This is a genomic window from Nocardia thraciensis (assembly GCF_054782435.1).
The window spans coordinates 35,903-57,536 of sequence record NZ_BAAGSM010000040.1 but is presented as its reverse complement, the minus strand read 5'-3'; the positions used below and the strand labels follow the sequence as shown (position 1 = coordinate 57,536).

The following is a 21,634-nucleotide window of genomic DNA, read 5'->3' as shown; positions in this document are numbered from 1 at the left end:
GCCTCCCAGTCCCGCGATACCGACAACGCATCAGCCATACGCCACCGCCTCCGCGTCCGGATCGTTCGCGCCGGTACCGTAACGGCTCGTGCTGGTGATCTTGCCTCCCTCCGAAACCAAGTCCGACGGTGGCGCGCTCGGTCCGCTGGACCTGGACGAGCTGTCGTTGCCGCAACTCAACGTGGTGCGCGACAAGCTGGTTACGGCGCTGACCGATCTGGCGGCCGATCCGGAGACCGCCCGCGCCACGCTCGGTCTGGGCAAGGCCGCCGAGCCGGAGATCGCCCGCAACGCGGCGCTGCGCAACTCGCCGACCCGACCCGCGCTGGAGCGCTACACGGGGGTGCTCTACGACGCGCTCGACCGCCGGGCGTTCACCAAAGCGCAGCGCGAGAAGGCCTACCACCAGCTGGCGATCGGTTCCGCGCTGTTCGGCGTGGTGCGGGCGGGCGATCCGATTCCGGCCTACCGGCTCTCGGGCGGTTCGAAACTGCCCGGACTGCCGACGCTTTCGTCGCTGTGGAAGCCGGTGCTGGCGCCCGCGCTGCAGGTCGAAACGGCCGGGCAGCTGGTGGTGGATCTGCGGTCGGGGACCTATCAGCAGCTGGGCCGCGTTCCGGGCGCCGTCACCGCGACCGTCCTCACCGAGCGGCCCGACGGGTCCCGCGCGGTGGTCAGTCACTTCAACAAACATCACAAGGGGCTGCTGGCGCGGGCATTGGTCTGCGGCCGCGCGGAACCGTCGGATATCCGGGGTCTGGCCCGGGTGGCCGAAAAGGCCGGGCTGCGCGTGGAGATCGCGTCGTCGGCGGAGCTGTTGATTCTCACCTGAGTGAATTCCCGGTAGCGTCCGGTGCAATTCGAATCGAATTCTGCCCGTCGCCGATTCGAATTACCGATGACGAAAACCCGTGCCGCACCACCTCTTTCGTGCAATCTGTTCGTAAGATACTGCCCCGCTTGGGAATGGCGACTGACGTACCGTAGTGTCTGTGCCGCGCGAACCGCGCGTATCTGTCGAATGCGATGCCGAGGAGCTTGGCGTGGGTGTGCATACCACCCCTGAGGACAAGGCCGCTCGTGAAGAAAAAGCGCTGCGCGAGCTGACGAATCGCCTCGTCGAGATCTATACCGACAGCCATCCCGCGGAGCGGGTGGAAACCGCGGTGGGTGCGGCGAGAAACAGATTCGACGGAACAGCGGTGCGCGATTTCGTGCCCATTCTGGTGGAGCGCCTGGCCCGGCGGGAGCTGGAGCCCCCGGCGGCGGAGCCGGAATCCACTGCCGCCCAGGCGGTTTCGGCGCCCGCAGAGCCTTCCTCCGGCAATCCGGGCCGGTGGCGCGCCGCGGCCGAGGATCTGGTGTCGCCACCGTGGTCGGTCCGCAAGCTCGCGATCCCCTTCGGGGCGCTCGCGGTGGTGGTGGCCGTGGCGGTCGCCGTCGGCATGAGCGGATCCTCCGAATCCCCCACCGCCGCAACCGCGTCACTGACCACCGTGGGCGGCATCGTCGGCTCGGAGAAGGCGGCGTTCTTCACCGACCCGCGCGTGGTCGACGCCTTCGCCCGCGACGGCCTGCGCGTGCAGGTGGACCCGGCCGGCTCGCGCCAGATCGCCACGACGGTCGACCTCGGCAACTACGACTTCGCGTTCCCGTCGAGTACGCCTGCGGCGGAAAGGATTCTGCGCCAGCGCAATGTCACCGCGCGCTACACGCCGTTCTCCTCGCCGATGGCGATCGCCACGTTCCGGCCGATCGTGGAACTGCTGACCAAGGCCGGTGTGGTGCGGCCGGGGCCGGTGCCCACCTTCGACATGAACCGCTACCTGGACCTCACCCAGCGCGGTGTGCAGTGGGACCAGTTGGAAGGCAACACCGAGTATCCGGTGCGCAAGAGCCTGCTCATCTCCACTACCGATCCGCGCACCTCCAACTCCGCCGCCATGTACCTGGCGGTCGCCGGATATGTGGCCAACGACAATTCGATCGTGCGCGGCCGCACCGCCGAGGAGTTCGTGGTGTCCAAGGTGGCGCGGCTATTCACCAAGCAGGGCTTCACCGACAGCTCCAGCGAGGGCCCGTTCGCCCAATACCTCTCCGCGGGAATGGGACCCGCGCCGCTGGTGTGGAGCTACGAGGCGCAGTTCGTGGAGGCGGGTGCACAGGGCCGGTTGCAGCCCGATATGACACTGCTCTACCCGTCACCGACCGTGCTGTCGCGGCACACGGTGGTCCCCCTGACGCCCGAGGGCGACCGCGTCGGTCGCCTGCTGTCGACCGATCCGGAGCTGCAGCGCCTGGCCGCCGAGCACGGGTTCCGGCCCAACGACGCCGCCCAGTTCTCCAAAGTCGTTGCCGAACACAAGATCCCGGCGGCGTCCGAGGTGGTCGACGTGGTGGACACCCCGGCCTACGACACCCTCGAGCATCTCCTCGACGGCGTCTCGGAGTCCTACAACTGAACGATCCGGCCCCGCCCGAAAATTCCGGCACGCTTTCGGCCGGAATCCACAGCCCGAGTGGATCCCGGCCAAAAGCTCGCCGGGAATGAAAGGCCGGGCAAGACACCGGGATTCCCAAAACGCGAACGACACCGGGATGACGCAAGGCGGGCACAGCGCCGAGACATGCACGGGCACTGGGATACATACAGCGCCACGACGCCGGGATACACAGAGCGACGAGACACCGGGATACGCAGGACGGGCGAGACACCGAGATACCAGAGCGGACGCGACACCGAGATACGCAGAACGGACGAAGCACCGGTATAGGCAGGGCGGGCGAAGCACCGGGATACGCAGGACGGGCGAAGCACCGGGACACGAAGGGGCGGGGTGAGACGCTGGGGTGCTGAGGGTGGGTGAGGCGCTGGACTGAGGGGGCAGGTGCTTGCCGTTCGGGGTGGATAGCGAAATAATTGCTGGATGGTTGGTTCGGCGGTGTGGGAGGCCCGGAGTACCTCTGCGGGGGCGGGTAAGGACGCACGTAAACGCCTTACTCGTACCGACGCCGGGGTATGGAAACCCGAGAGTGGCCGGGCGGATCCGGTCGCGATCCTGGAGCGGCAGGCGCGGACCCGGCTGCCCGCGCTCGCGCCCATCCGCTATGCGCGAATGATGCAGTCGCCGTTCGCTTTTCTGCGCGGCGCACCGGCGATCATGGCGGCGGATCTGGCGCACAGCGCGGATACCGGGCTGACGGTCCAGCTCTGCGGCGACGCCCATATCTCGAACTTCGGCCTGTACGCCTCGCCGGAGCGCAACCTCGTCTTCGATGTGAACGATTTCGACGAGACGCTGCCCGGCCCCTTCGAATGGGACGTCAAGCGGCTGTCCGCCGGTGTCGCGGTCGCCGCGCGCGACGGCGGGTTCTCCGATCAACAGGCCGGCGCCATCGTCCGGGACGCGGCCGCCGCGTACCGCGAGACGATGCAGAGCCTGGCCGCCCTGGACAGCCTGGCGGTGTGGTACCAGGTCGCCGCCGCCGACCAGGTGGCGCAGCTGATCGATAAACCGAAGCAGCGCAAGAAGATCGAGAAGGCGGCGGACAGCGCCCGCAAGCGCACCAGCCTGCAGGCGTTGAACAAGCTGACCGAACCGGACCCGCACGGCGTGCCGCGGATCAAGAACCAGCCCCCGCTGCTGGTGCCGATCGAACTGGTGGACCGGCGGCTGATCGAGGCGGTCTTCGCCGACTACCGCGACAGCCTGCCGGACGAACGCCGGATTCTGATCGACCGCTACGAGATCGTCGACTTCGCGCTGAAGGTGGTCGGCGTCGGCAGCGTCGGGACCCGCTGCTTCGTCGTGCTGCTGCAGGACCGCGACACCGGAAGCCCGCTGTTCCTGCAGGTGAAACAGGCCGAATGCTCGGTGCTCGCCGACCATCTGCCGCCGAGCGCCTATCGGCACCAGGGACAGCGGGTGGTGGTAGGGCAGCGGCTCGTGCAGTCGGCCAGCGATATCTTCCTCGGCTGGTGCGCCGGTCCCGCCGACAACTGGTTCTACGTGCGCCAGCTGCGGGATATGAAGGGCTCGGCCGACATAGCCGCCATGTCCGCCGAGGAACTGGCGGCCTACTCCCGCCTGTGCGGCGCGGTACTGGCACGCGCCCACGCCCGGTCCGGTGACCGCGTCGCCATCGCCGCCTACCTGGGCACGAGCGACGTATTCGGCAGCGCGATGGCCGATTTCGCGATGTCCTACGCCGACCAGACGCTGGCCGACCAGCAGGCGCTACAGGACGCCCTCGACTTCGGACGAGTGACGGCTGCGGCAGAGCCGTACTGAGGATTTCGGCGGGGGAACTACGGGTGCCGCACACCGGGACGTGCTATGACTGGCGGCTCTCCAGGTGGTTGGGCAGCACGCAGACCGCGTCGAGGCCGAAGACGCGGTTGAGGCGGCCGAAGCCGAGCCACGAACCCAGGCACATGGTCAGTTCCACGGCCTCGCGCTGGGTGTAGTGGGTGAGCATGCGCGACCAGAACTCGTCGTCGAGGTTGTGGTGATCGAACGCGTAGCGTTCGGCGTATTCGGCGGCCAGACGGGTGCGCTCGTCGAACCGGTCGGTGGTGCGCCAGTCGGCGACGGCGTCGGCGAACTCCGGTTCGACCTTGGCGCCCTCGCGTTCGGTGCGCCAGTCCTGGCAGAACAGACACCCGTTGATCTGCGCGATGCGCAGCCGCGCCGCCTCGAACTCGCGCAGCCCCAGTGTGCTGTCGGAGTACACGGCGAGCGCGAATTGCGATGCGGCGACGCCTATTCCGGGAACCATCTCGCCCCAGACGTATTCGATCGGGTCACGCCCCTCGGGCACGTCGATGATCATGGTTTGTTCCTTCCGAGAATGCCGGGCGCCGGACGCAGGGGAACGTCGAGCGCGTCGTAGAGTCCGGGTGCGGCGGCGGCCAGCCAGTCGACGGCGCCGACGAGGCGGCCGACGGCGGTGGCATTGCCCCCCGCCGAGCGGTTGCCGTCCTCGTCGCTCGCCTCGACGGTGACCTCGATGCGCGGGCGGCCCTCGACGATCACGCGGTGCGCGCCGTCGCCGGTGGGCGGCGTCGGCCAGTCCGGCGCGCAGGACGGGTGGATGCGGGTGACGTGCTCGATGACCAAGCGCGGCTCACCGTCGACGATGCCCTGTACCTCGAACCGCACCGCGCCCTGGGTTCCGGCCTCGAAGGCGCCCATCCGCTCCGTGACGACCGTGTCGTCGAGCGCGCGACGGTCCAGGGTCTCGCGAATCTCGTCGAGTTCGGCGCCGAGCGCCCGGGCCAGCAGCCGAATCTGCCCGCCCCACACCATGGTCGGCACGCCCGGCGCCAGCATCGGCGGCTGGTAGTCCATCGGCTGGCCCATGCCGACCAGGAAGCGGACCGAATCGGGCTGGTCGTAGGTGGTGTAGTCGAAGATCTCCTGGCAGCGGATCTCCTCGACCTCGCTGCCCAGACCGCTGACCAGCAGCGGCAGCACGTCGTTGCCCCAGCCGGGGTCAACGCCGGAGACGAACAGGGAGCCGCCGCCCGCCGCGACCGCCGACAGCACCCGCTCGCGCAGTTCCGGTGGGGCGCTGCGATGGTCGTAGAACGCGTACAGCGCCGGGGTCACCACGACGGCGCCGGCGCCGATCGCCCGGACGATATCGGCGAGCGCGTCGTCGGGCCGGATGTCACCGGACGCCGCGTAGACCACCGCGCGCGGCCTCGACGCCAATACGGCCTCGACGTCGTCGGTGGCGGGGATGCCCAGCGTGCGGTTCAGGCCCGCGAGTTCACCGGCGTCGCAGCCGACCTTGGCGGGATTGTGGACGAGCACGCCGGACAGCTCCAGCGCCGGATGGGCGGCCACGGCACGTATGGCCGCGCGGCCGACGTTTCCGGTGCCCCAGACGATCGTGGGGATCATCGGGCGAGCCTAGCAAGTGCTTGGTCGGGTGTACGGCGTTTACGTGAATCGCGTGCGGCCGGTCACTTCGAATACCTGGAGCGGACCGCATGACCGAGAGCCTGAATGTCCGGGGTGGACTGGACCGGGAGCCTGGATTATCGGGGTGCGCGGTTTGCCCTGTGCGGGTGCGCGCTACTGGAAAGTGGTAGTAGTGGCCTGGTGACCGAAGGCATGGACATGGATCCGGAGCTGATCGAGCTGGCGACCAAGGTGTTCGACCTGGCCAGGACCGGTGATGCGGCGGCGCTGGCCGCCTATCTGGAGGCCGGTGTGCCGGTGAACCTCACCAACGACCGCGGCGACACGCTGCTGATGCTGGCCGCCTACCACGGCCATTCGGAGTCGGTGACAACACTGCTCGACCGCGGCGCCGACCCCGACCGCGCCAACGACAAGGGCCAGACCCCGGCCGCGGGCGCGGTATTCAAGGGCGAGGACGAGGTCCTGCGGGCGCTGCTGGACGCGGGCGCCGACCCGGACGCGGGCACCCCGTCGGCCCGCGACTCGGCCACCATGTTCGGCAAAACCGACCTGCTGGCCCTGTTCGGCGAGTCCGACTGAGGTCGTCGCAACCACTCCGGCGCGGGGCAGCGCCGATACTGTGGTCAATCCTTGGCGAAATCGATTTGCGCGGCGGCATTGCCGACGGCCGTGACCATCCCCGTGCCGATCGGGCCGCGCGAGTCGAACAGGGTCGCCGTACCGACGGACACTCCGTTGGAGGTCAGATGGCTCTCGGCGCGCAGACCGACACGATCGCCGACCGGCACGCGGTCGAGGGCGACGGTCAGGTCGGCGTTGATGTAACCGATGCCGTGCGACCCCCAATTGGTGACCAGGCTGGTGGATTCGGCGGCGACGACGGCTTGGACGAACGGGCTGCGCTCCTCGCCGTCCACCGCGCCCAACGGCACGGCCCACAGGCTCTTCCGTCCGGCATTCTGATGGTCCCCCATGCTGGTCGACCACTCGTGGCCACTGCGGAACCACCAGTCGACGCCCGCGTCGGCGGGCGGATCGAAGGGGTGCTCGGAGTGCCATTCCGCGCCGGGCGGCGCGTCGGTCGCGCGCAGTTGGACCAGGCGGGCCTGCGCGACCTCGGTGTCGCCCTGGCACACGCGGGCCGAGGAGATGTGGATACGCCGTCCCGATCGGACCACCTCGGTGTGCACCTCGAGCGGTTGGCCCTTGGCCGCCTTGAACAGGTCGATGGTGAATCGCGCCGGGATGAAATCGGCCAGACCGTGCGCGCGTTCGAGTGAGCGAGCGGCGGCGGCACAGATCGCCGGACCGCTGAGCATGTCGGCTCCCCAGCGGCCGTACGCCCACTTCTGCGGGAGGTATCGCCCGTCGTCGTCGACCTTGAACAGGGAAGGCATATCTGTCATACGCCCATAGTGTCGTATGCCCGATCAGCGTTCGCACCGGCCGGTCTCGGTGCGCCGCCCGACCGAGCGGTGTGCGGATCTGCCCGAGCGGACGCGAACCGCATCCGCATGGCGAGAATTGCCGCGTCACGCGGGATTGTGTCCGCTCGGGCCGGACGCTACCGGGACGCTCGGAGCAGGTCGGCACGATCCGGACGGCAGGCACCGAGTAGGCAAGACCGGTTCCGCGGCGGCGCACCACAGATGATCCGACGCGCAGTCGGGGCGCCGAACTCGCGAAGGGCGAGGATCGGCGAGAACCGTTGGGGCGGTGGGGATTACCTTTCCACCGCGTCGACATCTCGGGAAACGGACGAACGGGACGGCGGGGCGCGGTACGGTTCCGCTATGAGTTCTCCGGCACAATCGTTCCAGCCACAGCGGTGGACGCCGCCGATCGCCACTCCCCGTGCCCGGCAGAAACACAGCACGCCGCGGATGCCCGAACCGCGGCTGCTGCCGCTGCCCGGATCCGGGCCCGAGGATGTGGTCGTGGCTGCGGACGGGCGGGTGCTCACCGGGGTCGCCGACGGCTCGATCCTCGCCGTCGATCCGAAAGACGGTGCGGTCGAACAGATCGCGCGGACCGGCGGGCGGCCGCTGGGGTTGCATGCCGAACCGGACGGCTCGCTGCTGATCTGCGATTCCGAGCGCGGCCTGCTGCGGCTGGACAAACCGCACGGCACGCCCGAGGTGCTGGTCGCGGAGGTGGACGGGCAGCGACTCACCTTCGCCAGCAATGTGGTCGCCGATTCCGACGGCGCCATCTACTTCTCGGCCTCGACCCGCCGGTACTCGCTCGACAACTACATGGGCGACTTCTTCGAGCACTCCGGCACCGGCAGGCTGCTGCGGAGGAATCCGGACGGGCAGGTCGAAACCCTGCTGGACGGACTGCAATTCGCCAACGGCGTGGTGCTGGCGCCGGACCGCTCGTGCGTGCTGGTCGCCGAGACCGCCGCCTACCGCGTGGCGCGCTACTGGCTGACCGGCGCGCGGGCCGGTACCTCCGACTACCTGGTGGAGAACCTGCCCGGCTTCCCCGACAATATGGACCTGGGCAGCGACGGGCTGGCCTGGGTCACACTTGTCACACCACGAAATCCATTGCTGGACAGGCTACTTCCGATGCCCGGTCTGCTGCGGCGCATCGTCTGGGCGATTCCCTCCGCGCTCCAGCCGAAACCGGCGCGCTCGGCCTGGGTGCAGGCATTCGATTTCACCGGCGCGCTCGTGCACGACCTGCAGCGCGAGGGCGGCGACTACGCGCTGGTCACCGGGGTCGCCGAGCGGGACGGCACGCTGTATCTGGGCAGCCTCGTCGAATCGGCGATCGCCGTCACCCGGTTACCCGCCGAAGAATAGGCGCCGCAACCGAATTCGTGGTCGGCCGCACCATGCCGGGGACGGGATGCGGCGGGCTAACCGGCCACCGACAGGTCGATCTCGACGGGGTACGGGACCGCAGCGGCAAACGTCCCCGTGTGCACGGCTTCCGGCGCGGGAATGTAGGTGTCTGTCACCTGGTCGAGCCAGTACTCGTACAGGATCGGGCGGTCGTCCACGCCGCGCTCCACGCGCCAGAAGTAGGAGATGCCCGCGGCCGCATACAGTTCCGGTTTGCGGAACCAGTCGTCGACGCGGCCGTCGACTATCTCGACCACCAGCGTGACCGACTCCACCGGTAGATATTCGGCGGAATACAGGTCCACCCCGGTCTGGTCGACAACCACCACATCCGGTAGCGCGGGGTTGAATTCGTCCACGAGCACACACTGCTGGGCGAATACCGCGTACGGCGCGCGCCGGGCCTCCCCCAGCGGCGTCACCAGCGCATCCCGGATGGCATCGTGCCAGTCGTCGACGCCGTCGCGCACGGCGATCTCGCCATCCACCAGCTCCCAGTCGAACGGCAGCTCCAAGTCCCTGACCTGACCGTAGGTCCACCCCCGACGGGGGCGTAGACAGTCGATCGGCTCCGCGGTCATATCCCCCTCCTAACCCGTTGCGGGCCAGCGTAACCCGGGCCAGGGGTCGACGTAGGTCGAGCAGCACCCCCCGCACCCCTATTGCATTCACGCACCCCTACCAGCGCATACGCGGGGTGCGGGGGCGAACAAGCAGTGCGTGGGTCGGGGGTGGAGCATGGCGCTCAGGACTGCTGGGCTTCCTCCTGAGCGTGCTGGGCCTGAGCCAACTGCTGCGGGGTGTAGCGCAGGGTGAGCGCGATCAACCCGACCAGCGCCGCGCCGACGCCGCAGAGGAACAGCACCAGGGTGTAGCCGCTGTTCAGCGCGGCGATATCGCTCGCGTTCATATCGGCGGTGCGTCCCGTACGGCCGCCCAGGGACAGGGTGCGCGACGCGGCGATCGGGCTGAGAATGCCGATCGCGAGCGGCGTGCCCAGATTGAAGATCATCTGACCGATCGCCGACAGCGGGCCGACATCGGTGGCCGGGACGCCGACCAGCAGGCACAGCGGCCCCACCACGATCACGACACCGACGCCGAATCCGGCGGCCAGCAGCAGCGGCAGCAGCGTGGGCGCGTAGCTGATGCTGCCGTCGAGCGTCGACCCGTAGAGCCCCGCCGCGGCCAGGATGACCGCCGAAACGCTCAGCAGCCAGCGGGGTTTCACGACCATGGCGGCCTTGGACGCCACCGCGGTACCGGCGCCGGCGCCGAGGGTGAACGGGATCGACGCGAGCCCCGCCATCAGCGGGCTGTAGCCGATGACGTTCTGCAGGAACTGCGCGACGAAGTAGGTCATCCCGGCCAGCACGCCCGAGCCCAGCAGCACGGCCAGGAAGGTGGCGGACCGGTCGCGGTCGCCGAACAGCGACAGCGGAAGGACGGGGTTCTCGGCCGTGCGCTCGACGAAGACGAACGCGATCAGCAACAGCAGACCGGCGATCAGCGACCCGATGATCACCGGACTGGACCACCCCATAGCGGGCCCCTCGGTAGCTCCGAACACGACGGCGACACACGCCGCCGTGCCCAGCACCGAGCCCGGCACGTCGAGCGCCAGCCGGTGGTGGGTCGTATCGCGCAGCACCCAGACGGCGCCGAGCACGATCAGCAGGCCGATCGGCACGTTGATCAAAAACACCAGGCGCCAATCCAATTGGGTCAGGGCGCCGCCGATCACCAGCCCGCCGACCGAGCCGATGGCCTGCATCGACCCGAAGATGGCAATGGCCTGGTTCCGCACCGGTCCCGGAGCATACGTGCTTGCCACCAGGGCCATCGCCGAGGGCGCGGCGATCGCGCCGCCGATGCCCTGGACGGCGCGGGAGGCGATGAGCATCGCCTCGTCCTGCGCCAGCCCGCAGGCCAGCGACGCCAGCGTGAACACCACGACGCCGGTGATCAGCACGCGCTTGCGGCCGAACAGATCGCCCAGTCGGCCGCCGAGCAGCATCAGTCCGGCGAAGGTCAGGCCGTAGGCGGTGACCGTCCACGCGCTGCCGGAACTCGACAGCCCCATCTGCTCCTGCAGTCGCGGCAACGCCAGAATCACGATGGTGCCGTCGAGGATCACCATCAGGTTGAGTCCGCTGAGCACCAGGATCGGCAGCCCGAAGGCCCGCGTCGTCACCGGATATTGCATCGTCGCGGCGGGTTTATCGAGCACAGTGAGCCACTGTAACGGATACCCGGAGCCCCGCCCCGAACCCGCCGCGGCCGCCCGACGCGGCCCAAGGCCCGCGCAGGCGGGTCAGTGAGTGGCCGCGGTCCCGCCCCCGCATCCGCATGCACGGGCCAATGAATAGCCGCCGCCCCGCCCCCCGCCTCCGCATGCACGAGTCAGTGAGTAGCCGCGGTCCCGCCCCCGCCTCCGCATGCACGGGCCAGTGAGTAGCCGCGGTCCCGCCCCCCGCCTCCGCATGCACGGGCCAGTGAGTAGCCGCGGTCCCGCCTTCCGCATCCGCATGCGCGGGTCAGTGAATAGCCGCGGTCTCGGACCTCTGGGTGCGCATGGGCGGGTCACTGGGAGGCGGCGGTTTCGGCCTCGTCGGGGATGCCCGCGGTGAAGCCCGCCGTCGGGCCGATCACGATGATGGCCGGGGGGCGGATGTTTTCGGCGCGGACGCGTTCGGCGGCGGTGGCGAGGTCCGCGCGCAGGACGCGCTGGGTGCGCAGGCTGCCCTCCTGCACGACGGTGACGGGGGTGTCGGCGGGGCGGCCGCCGTCGATGAGCGCCGCGGCGAACTGTTCGATCCGCTCCACCGCCATGAGCAGGACGAGGGTGCCGCGCAGCCGCGCCAGAGCAGGCCAATCCACCAGGGAGTCCGGGTGATCGGGGGCGATATGCCCGCTGACCACCACGAATTCGTGCGTGACGCCCCGATGGGTGACCGGAATCCCGGCCAGCGCGGGCACCGAGATGGCACTGGTGACGCCGGGCACCACCGTCACCGGCACCCCGGCCGCGGCACAGGCCTCCAATTCCTCGTAGCCGCGCCCGAATACATACGGGTCGCCGCCCTTGAGCCGCACCACGAACTTCCCCGCCCTGGCTCCGTCGATGAGCGCGGCATTGATGGCGTCCTGGGCCATAGCCCGCCCGTACGGGATCTTCGCGGCGTCCACCACCTCGACGTGTGGCCCCAGTTCGGCGAGCAGTTCCGGCGGCGCCAGCCGATCGGCGACGACGAGGTCCGCCCGCGCCAGCAGCCGACGCCCGCGCACGGTGATCAGGTCCGGGTCGCCGGGTCCGCCGCCGACCAGCGCCACCCCGGGCGCCACCGGTGCGGAGTCGTCGGTCGCGACCCCCGACTGCAGCGCCTCCAGCAGCGCGGTGCGCACCGCCGCCGACCGTCGATGTTCACCCCCGGCCAGCACGCCGAGCGTCATGCCGTCGTAGCGGGCCGTGGCCGGGGTGACGGCCGTACCGAGCCGGGCGGCGTCCGCGCGCACGCAGAAGATGCGGCGCCGGGCGGCCTCGTCGACCACGGCGGCATTGGTGTCCGGCTCGTCGGTGCAGGCGATGGCATACCAGGCGCCGTCGAGGTCGCCGTCGGCGTAATCGCGCAACTCCACCGTGAGCTGCCCGGAACTCGCCATCCCCTCGACGGCCGGTGTGACCGCGCGGCTGATGACGTGAACCTCGGCGCCCGAAGCGATCAACAGCCCGAGCCGACGCTGCGCGACCGTCCCGCCCCCCACCACGACAACGCGGCGATCGACGAGATCGAGCCCGACAAGATAATTCGGGTCCCCAGCATGCGACTCGGCTGACTCAGGCACAATCTTCGAGCCTACGGCCTGCGCCGACCCTGCGGACAATCGCCCACACAACCGATAGACAGCTCACCCGTCATGCGATCGGCCGGAGTCGCCGGGAGGCGCTGACGCTACAGTCGCCCCAGCACCTTGGTGGGGGTGATGCGGACGATGACTCGCTCGGCATCGTTCGCCGAAGCCGGGTTGAAGTCGGCGTAGCTCTTGCCGGTGTATTTCAACGCGAGGCGATTCGGCAACTCCTTGTCCGGGTCCGGCGTGAGGGTCACGGTCCCGCGGATCTGCGCGTAGGTGTAGGGCGCGTCGGGCGGATTGATCATCACGGAGATCCGCGGGTCACGGACCAGGTTCTTGTACTGCTGCCGGGAGACGGTGGTGGAGTACAGCAGTTCGTCACCGTCGCGTTCGACCCAGTTGACGGTGAGGTGCGGCTGGCCGTCCCGGCCGACGGTGGCCATGGTCGCGAAGACCTTGGCGCTGTCCAAGTACTTCTTCAGGTCATCGGAAAACTCGACTGTCACCTCAGGTGCGAACCCGATACGCGCCGTGAGTATTCCGTACCCCATCGCCGACCAAAGCCTGGGCCGCCCGTGGCATCTATCCGGTGGGCTCGTAGTCCTGTACCCAGTGGAATCCTGTGCTGCGCAAGGGCAAACTGTCCGGATCCACTCGCCGCAGCGTCATCGTCACCGAGTGGCCGTCGAGTTCGCCGGTCAGCGTCGCCGCGTCGGGCGCGGGCTGCTCGAAGGTCAGCGCGGCCGTCGGCGCGCGGCCGTCGGTCAGTTCGATCCGGCGGGTGGCGGCGTCGACAGTGCCGGGGACGGTCACCAGCTCGCCGCCCATCCGCTGGTAGGACACCTGCCCTGGGAAGTCGAACACGACCGTGCGCCAGCGTGTTTCGTCGGTGAGCAGCGGCGGCACCGCCTGTCCGTCCCGGACGAACTCGGACACCGACCAGATGCCGTACAGCGGCGGCTTCGGACGGTCCGGGCCGCCCTCCTTCCAGAAGCCCCAGCCGACGTGGATCATCTCCACGGCCACCCAGATGCCGAGGGCGACCTGCACCAAGCCCGCGATCAGGCGCGAGCGCGGTGTGTGGAAGGGGTACGGCGTCGTCGACGGTCCCGCGGTCCGGTTGAACACCAGGACGTCGGCCAGGCGCCGCGCCTCGGGCGCCAGCAGTACCAGCGACATCAGCAACAGGTGCCCGGCCAGGATCTTCACCGGCACGCCGAAGGTCATGTTCAGCACGAAGATCTGCGCCGTGCTGATCAGGGCCAGCATGGCGCCCGCCAGGGCGGTGCGCGGGATGAACAGCAGGATCGCCGCCACCACCTCCGCGGCGCCGAGCAGCATCTCGTACGGCGGCGATGTCCCGACCTGATTCCACAGCACCTCGAACGGGATGAGGTTGCCGAACGGCTCCAGCAGGGTCGTCAGCGCCGGTTCCGGCATCTGGGACGGAATCAGCTTCCCGAAGCCGTAGTTCAGCATCTGCCCGGCCACGCACAGCCGGATGAACAGCAGGAACCACCCGGCCAGCGCCCGATAATGCGTACGGCGCCGGTCGAGCAGCGTCCACAGCATCGACCCGGCCACCGCGAGCACCAGCACGCAGAACACCAGCACCCACAGCACGCCCTGGTCACCACTGCCGTTGAAGCGCAGTTCGACGTCGGCGCCGAAGACCGTGCGACCCACCCAGGCGTAGACGGGCTCGAGGATCCGCACCTGCCACAGCACCACGTCGCGGGGCAGTGTCGAGTGGAACCAGCCGAGGTACGCGGTGACCGGCTGCGGATACAGCAGGCAGAACAGGCCGAAGTACAAGAAGGAGAACCGGAACACGACCCGGGTCACCGGATTCCAGGCTGCCGGACCCGGCTCCTCGATCTCCGGCTGCGCCGCCGGCGGTGTGGTTGCCGTTGCGACTGCGCCCACGCTTGTCCCCTTCCATGAAGTTTGCATTCCGAAGTTACGGAGCGAATGTCGTAGGCCGCTTCCGGGAAGGCCCTGAGTCGTACCCCGATCCCGCGCTACGTCGCAGGGCTGATCCACTATCGCGGTCCGCGGACCTCTTCGCTCACGACTGCCGACACTACGAACGTGGAGCCGAACCGCACCTCCCGCTGCGGACCGATTTGTCGCGCGCGGATACCGCGGAAGGCGGGGCGCCGTCCCGTACTCCGGTAGGGGTCGACGTCACCCACCGGTAGGGCAATCCGCGGTCCCGGTGACCGGAACTGGGGGAATTCGCCGCCGGATTCGGCCCCCACACTGGGTAGAACGCGTTACATTTCACTCACCGCGCGCCGCGGCCCGTGCCCTGCGCCACGGAACAGATTGGCGCGCAAGCATTTCCATACGCCCAGGAGGTCAGGTCATGTCGGCCGATTCCGAACCCGATCCCGGACAGCGCCGGCAGCTGACCACCAGCGCCCGCGATCTGGACGACCTCGCCGAGCGGCTCATCCGCTGGCTGGCCGCCCGCCTGGACTGCGACGGCCCGCCGAAGATCACCAACCTGACCCGCCCGCAGGCCGGTGGCATGTCGAGTTCCTCGGTGCTGTTCGACGCCGAATGGCAGGTCGACGGCCGGCGCGACGGTGGCTCCTATGTGGCGCGCATGGCACCCGAGGCCGGATCGTTCCCGGTATTCGAGACCTACGACCTCGAGACCCAGTACTCGGTGATGGCGGGGGTGGCCGAGCACACCGACGTGCCGGTGCCGCCGCTGTGCTGGCTGGAGACCGACGAATCCGTGCTGGGCACACCGTTTTTCGTGATGCGCCGGGTGGAAGGGCGGATCCCCGAGGACAATCCGCCCTATGTGTTCGTCGGCTGGCTGTTCGACGCCACCGCCGAGGAGCGACTGCGGCTCACCCGCAACACCGTCGACGTCATCGCCAGGATCCACGCCCTCCCCGATCCGGTCGCGAAGTTCCCGATGCTCGACGGTGCGGGTTCGCCGCTGCGCCGCCACGTCGAGGCCCAGAAGGCCTGGTACCGGTGGGCGCTGGCCGCCGACGGCTACCGGATACCGCTGCTGGAGCGGGCCTTCGAGTGGCTGGAGGAGCACTGGCCCGCCGATCCGGGCCCGGACGTGCTGAGCTGGGGTGACGCGCGGCCCGGCAATGTGATCTACCGGGGCTTCGAGCCCGCCGCCGTACTGGACTGGGAGATGGCGGCACTGGGCCCGCGCGAGCTCGACATCGCGTGGATCATCTTCATCCACCGCTTCTTCCAGGACATCGCCACCCGATTCGACCAGCCCGGCCTTCCGGACTACCTGCGCCGCGACGATGTGGTGGACCACTACCAACTGCTCACCGGATACACCGTGCGCGATCTGGATTGGTATCTGGTCTACGCCGCCCTGCGGCACGGCATCGTGATGGCGCGCGTGAAGCGCCGGATGATCCATTTCGGCGAGGACACCGACACCGCCGACCGCGACGACTACGTCATGCACCGGCCCAGCCTCGAGGCCCTGCTCGCCGGTACCTACGACTGGGACTGACCCCGCGACGAACAGGATCGATCATGCCCGTCCCCTTGGACGAATACCCCATCCACCAGACTCCGCTGTCGTTCGCCCGCGCCAGCAGCGGCGACCGGAACTTCTACGACCGCAGCTACTTCAACGCCCACGATCGCGACGGGGGCACCCTGCTGATCACCGGCATGGGCGTGTACCCGAATCTGGGAGTCGTCGACGCCTACGCCGCCGTCCGGCGCGGCGACACGCAGCGCGCGGTGCGGTTCTCCGACGCACTGGGCGAGCGCGGGCTGCGGCAGCGGGTCGGCGGCTACCGGATCGAGGTACTCGAGCCGCTGCAGCGCATCCGGATCGTCTGCGAGCACGACGATCTCGGCTTCGACCTCACCTGGACAGGTGCGTTCCCGGCGGTGCAGGAGCAGCCGCACCTGATCCTCGCGGGCAACCGGCCGATCATCGACGCGTCCCGGTTCGCCCAGGTCGGTTCGTGGTCGGGCACGCTGAGCCTGGGCGGGACCGACATCACCGTCGACCCGCGGATGTGGACGGGTACCCGCGACCGCTCCTGGGGCATCCGGCCCGTCGGCGAGACCGAACCGGCGGGCCGCGCCAATGCCGAAGGGCCGGGCGGGTTCTGGTGGATGTACGTGCCGCTGCGCTTCGACGACTTCGCCATCGTGGTGATCATGCAGGAGAACCCGGACGGCTTCCGCACCCTCAACGATGCCGTGCGGGTGTGGCCGAGCGGCCGGGTGGAGCAGCTCGGCTGGCCCCGCGTGCGTATCGAATACCGGTCCGGCACAAGAATTCCCGTCGCCGCGCGGCTGGATCTGACGACGCCCGACGGCACGCCGCTCGAGGTGGAGATCACGCCGCACACGTTCATGGCGCTGCACATCGGCTGCGGCTACGGCGGCGACCCGGACTGGGGGCACGGTCAGTGGAAGGGCGCGGACTGGTCGTCCAGTGTCGCTTACGATCTCACGGATCCGGCCGTCGCGGGCCGCATCCCGTGGGGCGTCATCGACCACGTCGCGCAGGCCCGATGCAACGGCGCCGAGGGCTGGGGCCTGTTCGAGCACGCCAGCCTGGGCCGCCACGACCCCACCGGCTTCGCGGACTGGACGGCGGTGGCGCCGTAGCGGATTCGGCTCATCGGTTGTACGGGAACTCCTGCACCCAGTGGAATCCGCGGCTGGGCAGCGTGAACGCCGTCTCGTCGAGGCGCTGTGCCAGGAGGCGGACCGGCTGGTCTCGCAGGGTGCCCTCCAGCACCATCCGGTCGGGCACGGGGCATTCGAAGGTCAAGGCCCCGTAGGGTTCTCCGGGCGCCAGCTCTATCCGGCGCTGACCGGTGTCGATGAGGGCCGACATCCGGCTGATCCGGGCGAGGGCGGCGCTACCTCCGGGCGACGCGCGTCCGCCCTTCGGTGGGCTCCTGATGGAGGGTGTCCCTCGCGGCGACGCCCGTGCCGAGATTCGTCCCGTCGTCGACCGGGTCCTGAACTCCTGGCGCTGATCGAGCGCCTTCGTTCTCGGCTCCGGCGCGGACGCACCGCTCACACGGCTCCGGGCCGGAAGGCCGGAAGCAGCCCTTCGGCGACGGAATCGACCGGCGGCAGAAACTGTTCGGCGATATCGCCGAGCAGATAGCGGTGCAGCGCCCGCTGATGCGCGGCGCCGACGAGCAGCACCGCGCCTGCCGCCGGATCTAGCCCGGCATTCACCAGCCCGGCCCGCTGTTCGGCGCGCAGCACCTCCGCGACCGAGCGCAACGCCAGGTGCGGGCCGATCTCGCCGTTCCTGTGCGCCAGCAGTTCCCGCAGCTGCCGATCGGACTGCAGGGCGCCGAGAATCGGCATGATGCCCAGGTAGAAGCGCTCCACGCCGGTCAGCAGCGCGGCCAGGGCCGCGCGTAGATCCTGGTTCGGGGTGCGGCGCCCCAGCACGACCGCGGCGTCCGCGAAGTCCGGCAGATGCTGACCGACCACCGCCTGCAGCAGACCGAGCCGGTCGCCGAAGTGGTAGAAGATGCTCGACTCGGCGACGCCGGCTCGGCGCGCGATCTCCTTGGTGGACAACGCCATTCCCGCCTCCGCCAACGTCTCCTCGGTCGCCCGCAGCACCGCCTCTCGGACCCCGGTGGACGGTCGGCCTCGTCGCGACACCGCCACGGATGCTCCCTTCTTATTGCGCGATCGCTCAGTAAAGAGGTTAAATTACTGAGTCACCACTCAGTAATTAGCGTATCGCCGAAGGGCCGATCATGACCACGCAGTCACACAAGGACACCATCCGCCGCCTCTACAAGAACCTGGAGACGGGCAATGCCGACATCGCCGACGAGCTGTTCACCGACGACTTCGTCACCACCGAGGGCGATCACCAGAACGCCGTCGGCGCACAGGGTTTCAAGGATGCGGTGCGCGCGATCCACGCCGCCTACACCGATCCCACCTTCGACATCCTCGACATCGTGGGCGAGGACGACGGGGTGATGGTGCGCTGGCGGATGCACGCCACCCACACCGGCGAGCTCATGGGCATCCCGCCCACCGGCCGCAAGATCAGCATGGAGGCCTTCGCCCTCTTCCGTTTCGTCGGCGACCGCATCAGCGAACGCCACGCCGTCATAGACCGACTCGGCCTACTCCGCCAACTCCAGGCCGACTGACCACCACAGTCGGCAAGCAACCCGGCCACCGCCCGCGGACCTACCGCGGGCAACCGCGACAGTGCGCCGGGCTCAACCGCCGACCGGACCTACCGTTGGCAGCGGGCGACCGCGACCGTGAGGCCCGATCGCACCTGCTTCGGGACGACGAGGTCCCCGCCCGCCGCCAGCACCGCCGCCGCCTCGGCCACGCTGGGCGCACCGATTGCGGCGGCGGTACGCGCCCGCGGATTCGGCACCTCGACCCGCGCCAACTCCTCCGCCCCGAACGACACAACAGGCACCCCGAGTTCGCCTGCCGCCTCGACCAACCCCGCATCGCCAGCCCGCCGGTCCACGGTTGCCAAACACCGAATCACCTTGTCCCCCACAATGTCCCGAACAGCCCCAACAATATCCGCACCCACCACGAACGACCGAAACCCCACCCCCACCACAAATTCTCCCCCAACCCCGATCACCACCCACCCTCCTCACCGTGCCCGGCCACGTGCGTTTCCCGCCGCGCGGCCCCTGGGCCGCGCAGGTCAGGCACTGGGGCGTTCGATTGCGTAAGCGGTTGCTGCCTTGACGAATCTTGCTGTGGCCGTGGGGTTTCCTGCTGGGTGGGTGTGGAGGTAGGAGGCGTGTGCGCGGTGGATCAGGGCGCCCTCGCGGGTCGGGCGGCCGTCCGGGGATCGCCAGCCCCACGCGGGGGCCTGTGTGTCCGCGCCGACCAGGTGGGTGCGATGGAACTCGTGGCCGCGTACCCGCTCGCCCGCCCGCCAGAGCGGAGAATCGGCCAGCGCCACGGCATCCCGGTATCCCAGGGTCAGCCGGGGGCCGAATTCGGCCGCCACGTCCACGACCCCGGCCATGCGGTGGCCGTCGAGCGAGCGGGCCAGGTACAGCAGCCCGGCGCATTCGGCGTGCACGGGCATGCCGCGCCGCACCGCCTCCTTCACAGCGGTCAGCAGCGGGCGGTTGGTGGCCAGTTCGGCGGCATGTTCTTCCGGAAAGCCGCCCGGAAGCACCAGACCCGCTGTGCCCCGGGGTAATTCGTCACGCAGCGGGTCGAAGGGGACGACTGTCGCCCCGGCCGCTTCCAGCAGTTCCCGATGCTCGGCGTAGCCGAAGGTGAATGCTGCCCCACCGGCGACCGCGATCACAATCTCGCCGGTATCGGGACGGGCCGTGGAACCCGTCGCCCGCGCCGCACCGGGCACCGTCCCGGAAATCACGTGCGACGACTCCGCGGACGCGCACACCACCCCTGCTACCGCATCGACCGGATCCCACGCCGGGCCATCGACCCGCACCGCCGCCAGCCTCGCGATCTCCGGCAGATCCACGTGCGCCGCGACGAGTTCGATCATCGTCTCGACCGCCGCCTGGGCCGCGCCACCGTGTTCCACCGCCGGGATCAGCCCCAGATGCCTTGACGGGACGGCCAATTCGGCCATGCGGGGCAAGGCGCCGAGCACCGGCAGGCCCACCCGGTCACAGGCGGCGCGCAGTACCTGTTCGTGACGCTCGCTGCCGACCCGGTTGAGAATCACGCCCCCGAGCCGGATCCCGCTGTCGAAAGTGGCGAAACCGTGCAGCAGCGCGGCCAGGCTCTGGCTGTGCCCGCGCGCGTCGACCGCCAGGACCACCGGCGCGCGGAGCAGCCCGGCGACCTGCGCGGTCGAGCCCTCCGCGACGACGGCGGTCCGGCTGTCGTCGATGCGGCCGTCGAACAGCCCCATCACGCCCTCGACCACCGCGATATCGCACCCCAGGGTGCCGTGCCGATACAGCGGCACCACGAGTTCGGCGCCGACGAGCACCGGATCCAGATTTCGACCCGGCCGCCCCGCCGCCAGCCCGTGATAGCCCGGATCGATATAATCGGGTCCCACCTTGAACGGCGCCACCCGATGCCCGACCCGCCGCAGCGCCCCGATCAAACCCGTTGCGAGAGTGGTCTTCCCGCTTCCCGACGCGGGCGCCGCGATCACCACCGCGGGGGTATTCACCGCTGGTCTCCGGGCGTCCGGGCTGCCCGACTACCGCTGTCCCGGCATGCTTTCGGCCGGGATTCACGTCTCGGCGGCAGTGGATCCCGGCCACAAGCGTGCCGGAGAGACAAAAGGTGGGGCAACACAGATCCCCGAGCGGAACTCACCACTCGATGCCCCGCTGACCCTTGCGGCCCGCATCCATCGGGTGCTTGACCTTGCTCATGTCGGTGACCAGATCGGCGGCGTCGACGAGGGCGGCGGGGGCGTCGCGGCCCGTGATCACCACGTGCTGATTGCCGGGGCGGGTCCGGAGCGTCTCGACCACCTCGGCCACGTCCACCCAGCCCCACTTCAGCGGGTAGGTGAACTCGTCGAGCACGTAGAAGCGGTGCTGTTCGGCGGCCAAGCGGCGGGCGATCTCCTGCCACCCGGCCAGCGCCGCGGCGGCATGATCCTCCTCGGAACCGGGCTTGCGCACCCACGACCAGCCCTCGCCCATCTTGTGCCACTCGACCGCCCCGCCGATCTCGGTCTCCTCGTGCAGACGCCCGAGCGCGCGGAAGGCGGCCTCCTCGCCGACCTTCCACTTGGCGCTCTTGACGAACTGGAACACCGCGAGGTCGAAGCCCTGGTTCCAGGCCCGCAGCGCCATCCCGAACGCCGCCGTCGACTTCCCCTTGCCCGCCCCGGTGTGCACGGCGAGCACCGGCTGATTGCGCCGCTGCCGCGTGGTCAACCCGTCGTCGGGAATCGTCTCCGGCACACCCTTGGGCATTGATTCGCTCCTTCTCGCACCTGCGCTGCCGCTCCACGGTGCCATACCCGGACCAGCACCGATCCGCGGGCCCGCCCGT

General features: G+C 69.4%; 21 protein-coding genes. 8 read left to right on the top strand and 13 right to left on the bottom strand.

Annotated features, from left to right (window positions below; genetic code table 11):
* Positions 1-88 precede the first annotated feature (88 nt).
* The 3 genes from yaaA to ACYVLQ_RS26475 all read left to right on the top strand — a co-directional run bounded on the left by yaaA (position 89) and on the right by ACYVLQ_RS26475 (position 4,292).
* A complete protein-coding gene (yaaA, locus tag ACYVLQ_RS26485) occupies positions 89-832 on the top strand; it encodes a peroxide stress protein YaaA (protein WP_460700234.1) in 744 nt (247 codons plus the stop codon).
* A 211-nt stretch (positions 833-1,043) separates the two neighbouring features.
* Positions 1,044-2,462, top strand: a complete 1,419-nt coding sequence (locus ACYVLQ_RS26480; protein ID WP_460700233.1) for a three-helix bundle dimerization domain-containing protein — start codon at positions 1,044-1,046, stop codon at positions 2,460-2,462.
* Between the two features lie 465 nt (positions 2,463-2,927).
* Positions 2,928-4,292, top strand: a complete 1,365-nt coding sequence (locus ACYVLQ_RS26475; protein WP_460700232.1) for a DUF2252 domain-containing protein — start codon at positions 2,928-2,930, stop codon at positions 4,290-4,292.
* Between the two features lie 43 nt (positions 4,293-4,335).
* Here the strand turns inward: ACYVLQ_RS26475 and ACYVLQ_RS26470 are convergent, their stop codons facing one another.
* On the bottom strand, positions 4,336-4,833 hold the full coding sequence (locus ACYVLQ_RS26470; RefSeq protein ID WP_460700231.1) for a carboxymuconolactone decarboxylase family protein: 498 nt from the start codon (positions 4,831-4,833) through the stop codon (positions 4,336-4,338).
* Entirely contained in the window at positions 4,830-5,909 is a 1,080-nt protein-coding gene (locus ACYVLQ_RS26465) for an NAD(P)H-dependent amine dehydrogenase family protein (protein ID WP_460700230.1), read from the bottom strand. Before ACYVLQ_RS26465 ends, ACYVLQ_RS26470 begins: the two co-directional genes overlap by 4 nt.
* A 219-nt stretch (positions 5,910-6,128) precedes the next feature.
* On the opposite strand from ACYVLQ_RS26465, the gene ACYVLQ_RS26460 reads away from it, so the two are divergent.
* Complete coding sequence (locus ACYVLQ_RS26460; RefSeq protein WP_460700350.1) at positions 6,129-6,512, top strand: ankyrin repeat domain-containing protein; 384 nt, start codon at positions 6,129-6,131, stop codon at positions 6,510-6,512.
* Positions 6,513-6,556: 44 nt separating this feature from the next.
* Here the strand turns inward: ACYVLQ_RS26460 and ACYVLQ_RS26455 are convergent, their stop codons facing one another.
* Positions 6,557-7,339 (bottom strand): acyl-CoA thioesterase domain-containing protein, encoded by a 783-nt coding sequence (locus ACYVLQ_RS26455; protein ID WP_460700229.1) that lies wholly within the window; start codon positions 7,337-7,339, stop codon positions 6,557-6,559.
* A gap of 387 nt (positions 7,340-7,726) precedes the next feature.
* Between ACYVLQ_RS26455 and ACYVLQ_RS26450 the strand changes: the two genes are divergently transcribed.
* A complete protein-coding gene (locus ACYVLQ_RS26450; RefSeq protein WP_460700228.1) occupies positions 7,727-8,743 on the top strand; it encodes an SMP-30/gluconolactonase/LRE family protein in 1,017 nt (338 codons plus the stop codon).
* Positions 8,744-8,799: 56 nt separating this feature from the next.
* Here the strand turns inward: ACYVLQ_RS26450 and ACYVLQ_RS26445 are convergent, their stop codons facing one another.
* The 5 genes from ACYVLQ_RS26445 to ACYVLQ_RS26425 all read right to left on the bottom strand — a co-directional run bounded on the left by ACYVLQ_RS26445 (position 8,800) and on the right by ACYVLQ_RS26425 (position 14,566).
* Positions 8,800-9,366, bottom strand: coding sequence for a Uma2 family endonuclease (locus tag ACYVLQ_RS26445; protein WP_460700227.1), 567 nt, complete (start codon positions 9,364-9,366; stop codon positions 8,800-8,802).
* Positions 9,367-9,530: 164 nt separating this feature from the next.
* The gene (locus ACYVLQ_RS26440; RefSeq protein WP_460700349.1) at positions 9,531-10,991 is read right to left on the bottom strand and encodes an MFS transporter; all 1,461 of its coding nucleotides are present in this window, start codon (positions 10,989-10,991) and stop codon (positions 9,531-9,533) included.
* 377 nt (positions 10,992-11,368) lie between these two features.
* Positions 11,369-12,631 (bottom strand): uroporphyrinogen-III C-methyltransferase, encoded by a 1,263-nt coding sequence (gene cobA / locus ACYVLQ_RS26435; protein WP_460700226.1) that lies wholly within the window; start codon positions 12,629-12,631, stop codon positions 11,369-11,371.
* 107 nt (positions 12,632-12,738) lie between these two features.
* On the bottom strand, positions 12,739-13,146 hold the full coding sequence (locus ACYVLQ_RS26430) for a PPOX class F420-dependent oxidoreductase (protein WP_460700225.1): 408 nt from the start codon (positions 13,144-13,146) through the stop codon (positions 12,739-12,741).
* 76 nt (positions 13,147-13,222) lie between these two features.
* On the bottom strand, positions 13,223-14,566 hold the full coding sequence (locus tag ACYVLQ_RS26425) for a DoxX family protein (RefSeq protein ID WP_460700224.1): 1,344 nt from the start codon (positions 14,564-14,566) through the stop codon (positions 13,223-13,225).
* A gap of 442 nt (positions 14,567-15,008) precedes the next feature.
* Between ACYVLQ_RS26425 and ACYVLQ_RS26420 the strand changes: the two genes are divergently transcribed.
* Positions 15,009-16,145 (top strand): phosphotransferase family protein, encoded by a 1,137-nt coding sequence (locus tag ACYVLQ_RS26420; protein ID WP_460700223.1) that lies wholly within the window; start codon positions 15,009-15,011, stop codon positions 16,143-16,145.
* 23 nt (positions 16,146-16,168) lie between these two features.
* The gene (locus tag ACYVLQ_RS26415; protein WP_460700222.1) at positions 16,169-17,266 is read left to right on the top strand and encodes a hypothetical protein; all 1,098 of its coding nucleotides are present in this window, start codon (positions 16,169-16,171) and stop codon (positions 17,264-17,266) included.
* A 10-nt stretch (positions 17,267-17,276) separates the two neighbouring features.
* Here ACYVLQ_RS26415 and ACYVLQ_RS26410 read toward each other — a convergent pair whose 3' ends face one another.
* Together ACYVLQ_RS26410 and ACYVLQ_RS26405 are read right to left on the bottom strand one after the other, a co-directional pair.
* Positions 17,277-17,498, bottom strand: coding sequence for a hypothetical protein (locus ACYVLQ_RS26410; protein WP_460700221.1), 222 nt, complete (start codon positions 17,496-17,498; stop codon positions 17,277-17,279).
* A gap of 185 nt (positions 17,499-17,683) precedes the next feature.
* A complete protein-coding gene (locus ACYVLQ_RS26405; protein WP_460700220.1) occupies positions 17,684-18,298 on the bottom strand; it encodes a TetR/AcrR family transcriptional regulator in 615 nt (204 codons plus the stop codon).
* Positions 18,299-18,390: 92 nt separating this feature from the next.
* Here ACYVLQ_RS26405 and ACYVLQ_RS26400 point away from each other — a divergent pair, with 92 nt between their 5' ends.
* Positions 18,391-18,798: an ester cyclase gene (locus ACYVLQ_RS26400; RefSeq protein ID WP_460700219.1), complete on the top strand. Its 408-nt coding sequence runs from the start codon at positions 18,391-18,393 to the stop codon at positions 18,796-18,798.
* Positions 18,799-18,887: 89 nt separating this feature from the next.
* On the opposite strand, the gene ACYVLQ_RS26395 is transcribed toward ACYVLQ_RS26400, so the two are convergent.
* The 3 genes from ACYVLQ_RS26395 to cobO form a co-directional block, all read right to left on the bottom strand.
* Complete coding sequence (locus ACYVLQ_RS26395; protein WP_460700348.1) at positions 18,888-19,226, bottom strand: cobalamin biosynthesis protein; 339 nt, start codon at positions 19,224-19,226, stop codon at positions 18,888-18,890.
* 99 nt (positions 19,227-19,325) lie between these two features.
* Positions 19,326-20,795 carry a cobyrinate a,c-diamide synthase gene (locus ACYVLQ_RS26390; RefSeq protein WP_460700218.1) on the bottom strand — a complete coding sequence of 490 codons (1,470 nt, stop codon included), beginning with the start codon at positions 20,793-20,795 and terminating at the stop codon, positions 19,326-19,328.
* A 145-nt stretch (positions 20,796-20,940) separates the two neighbouring features.
* Entirely contained in the window at positions 20,941-21,555 is a 615-nt protein-coding gene (gene cobO / locus ACYVLQ_RS26385; protein ID WP_460700217.1) for a cob(I)yrinic acid a,c-diamide adenosyltransferase, read from the bottom strand.
* Between the last annotated feature and the right edge of the window lie 79 nt (positions 21,556-21,634).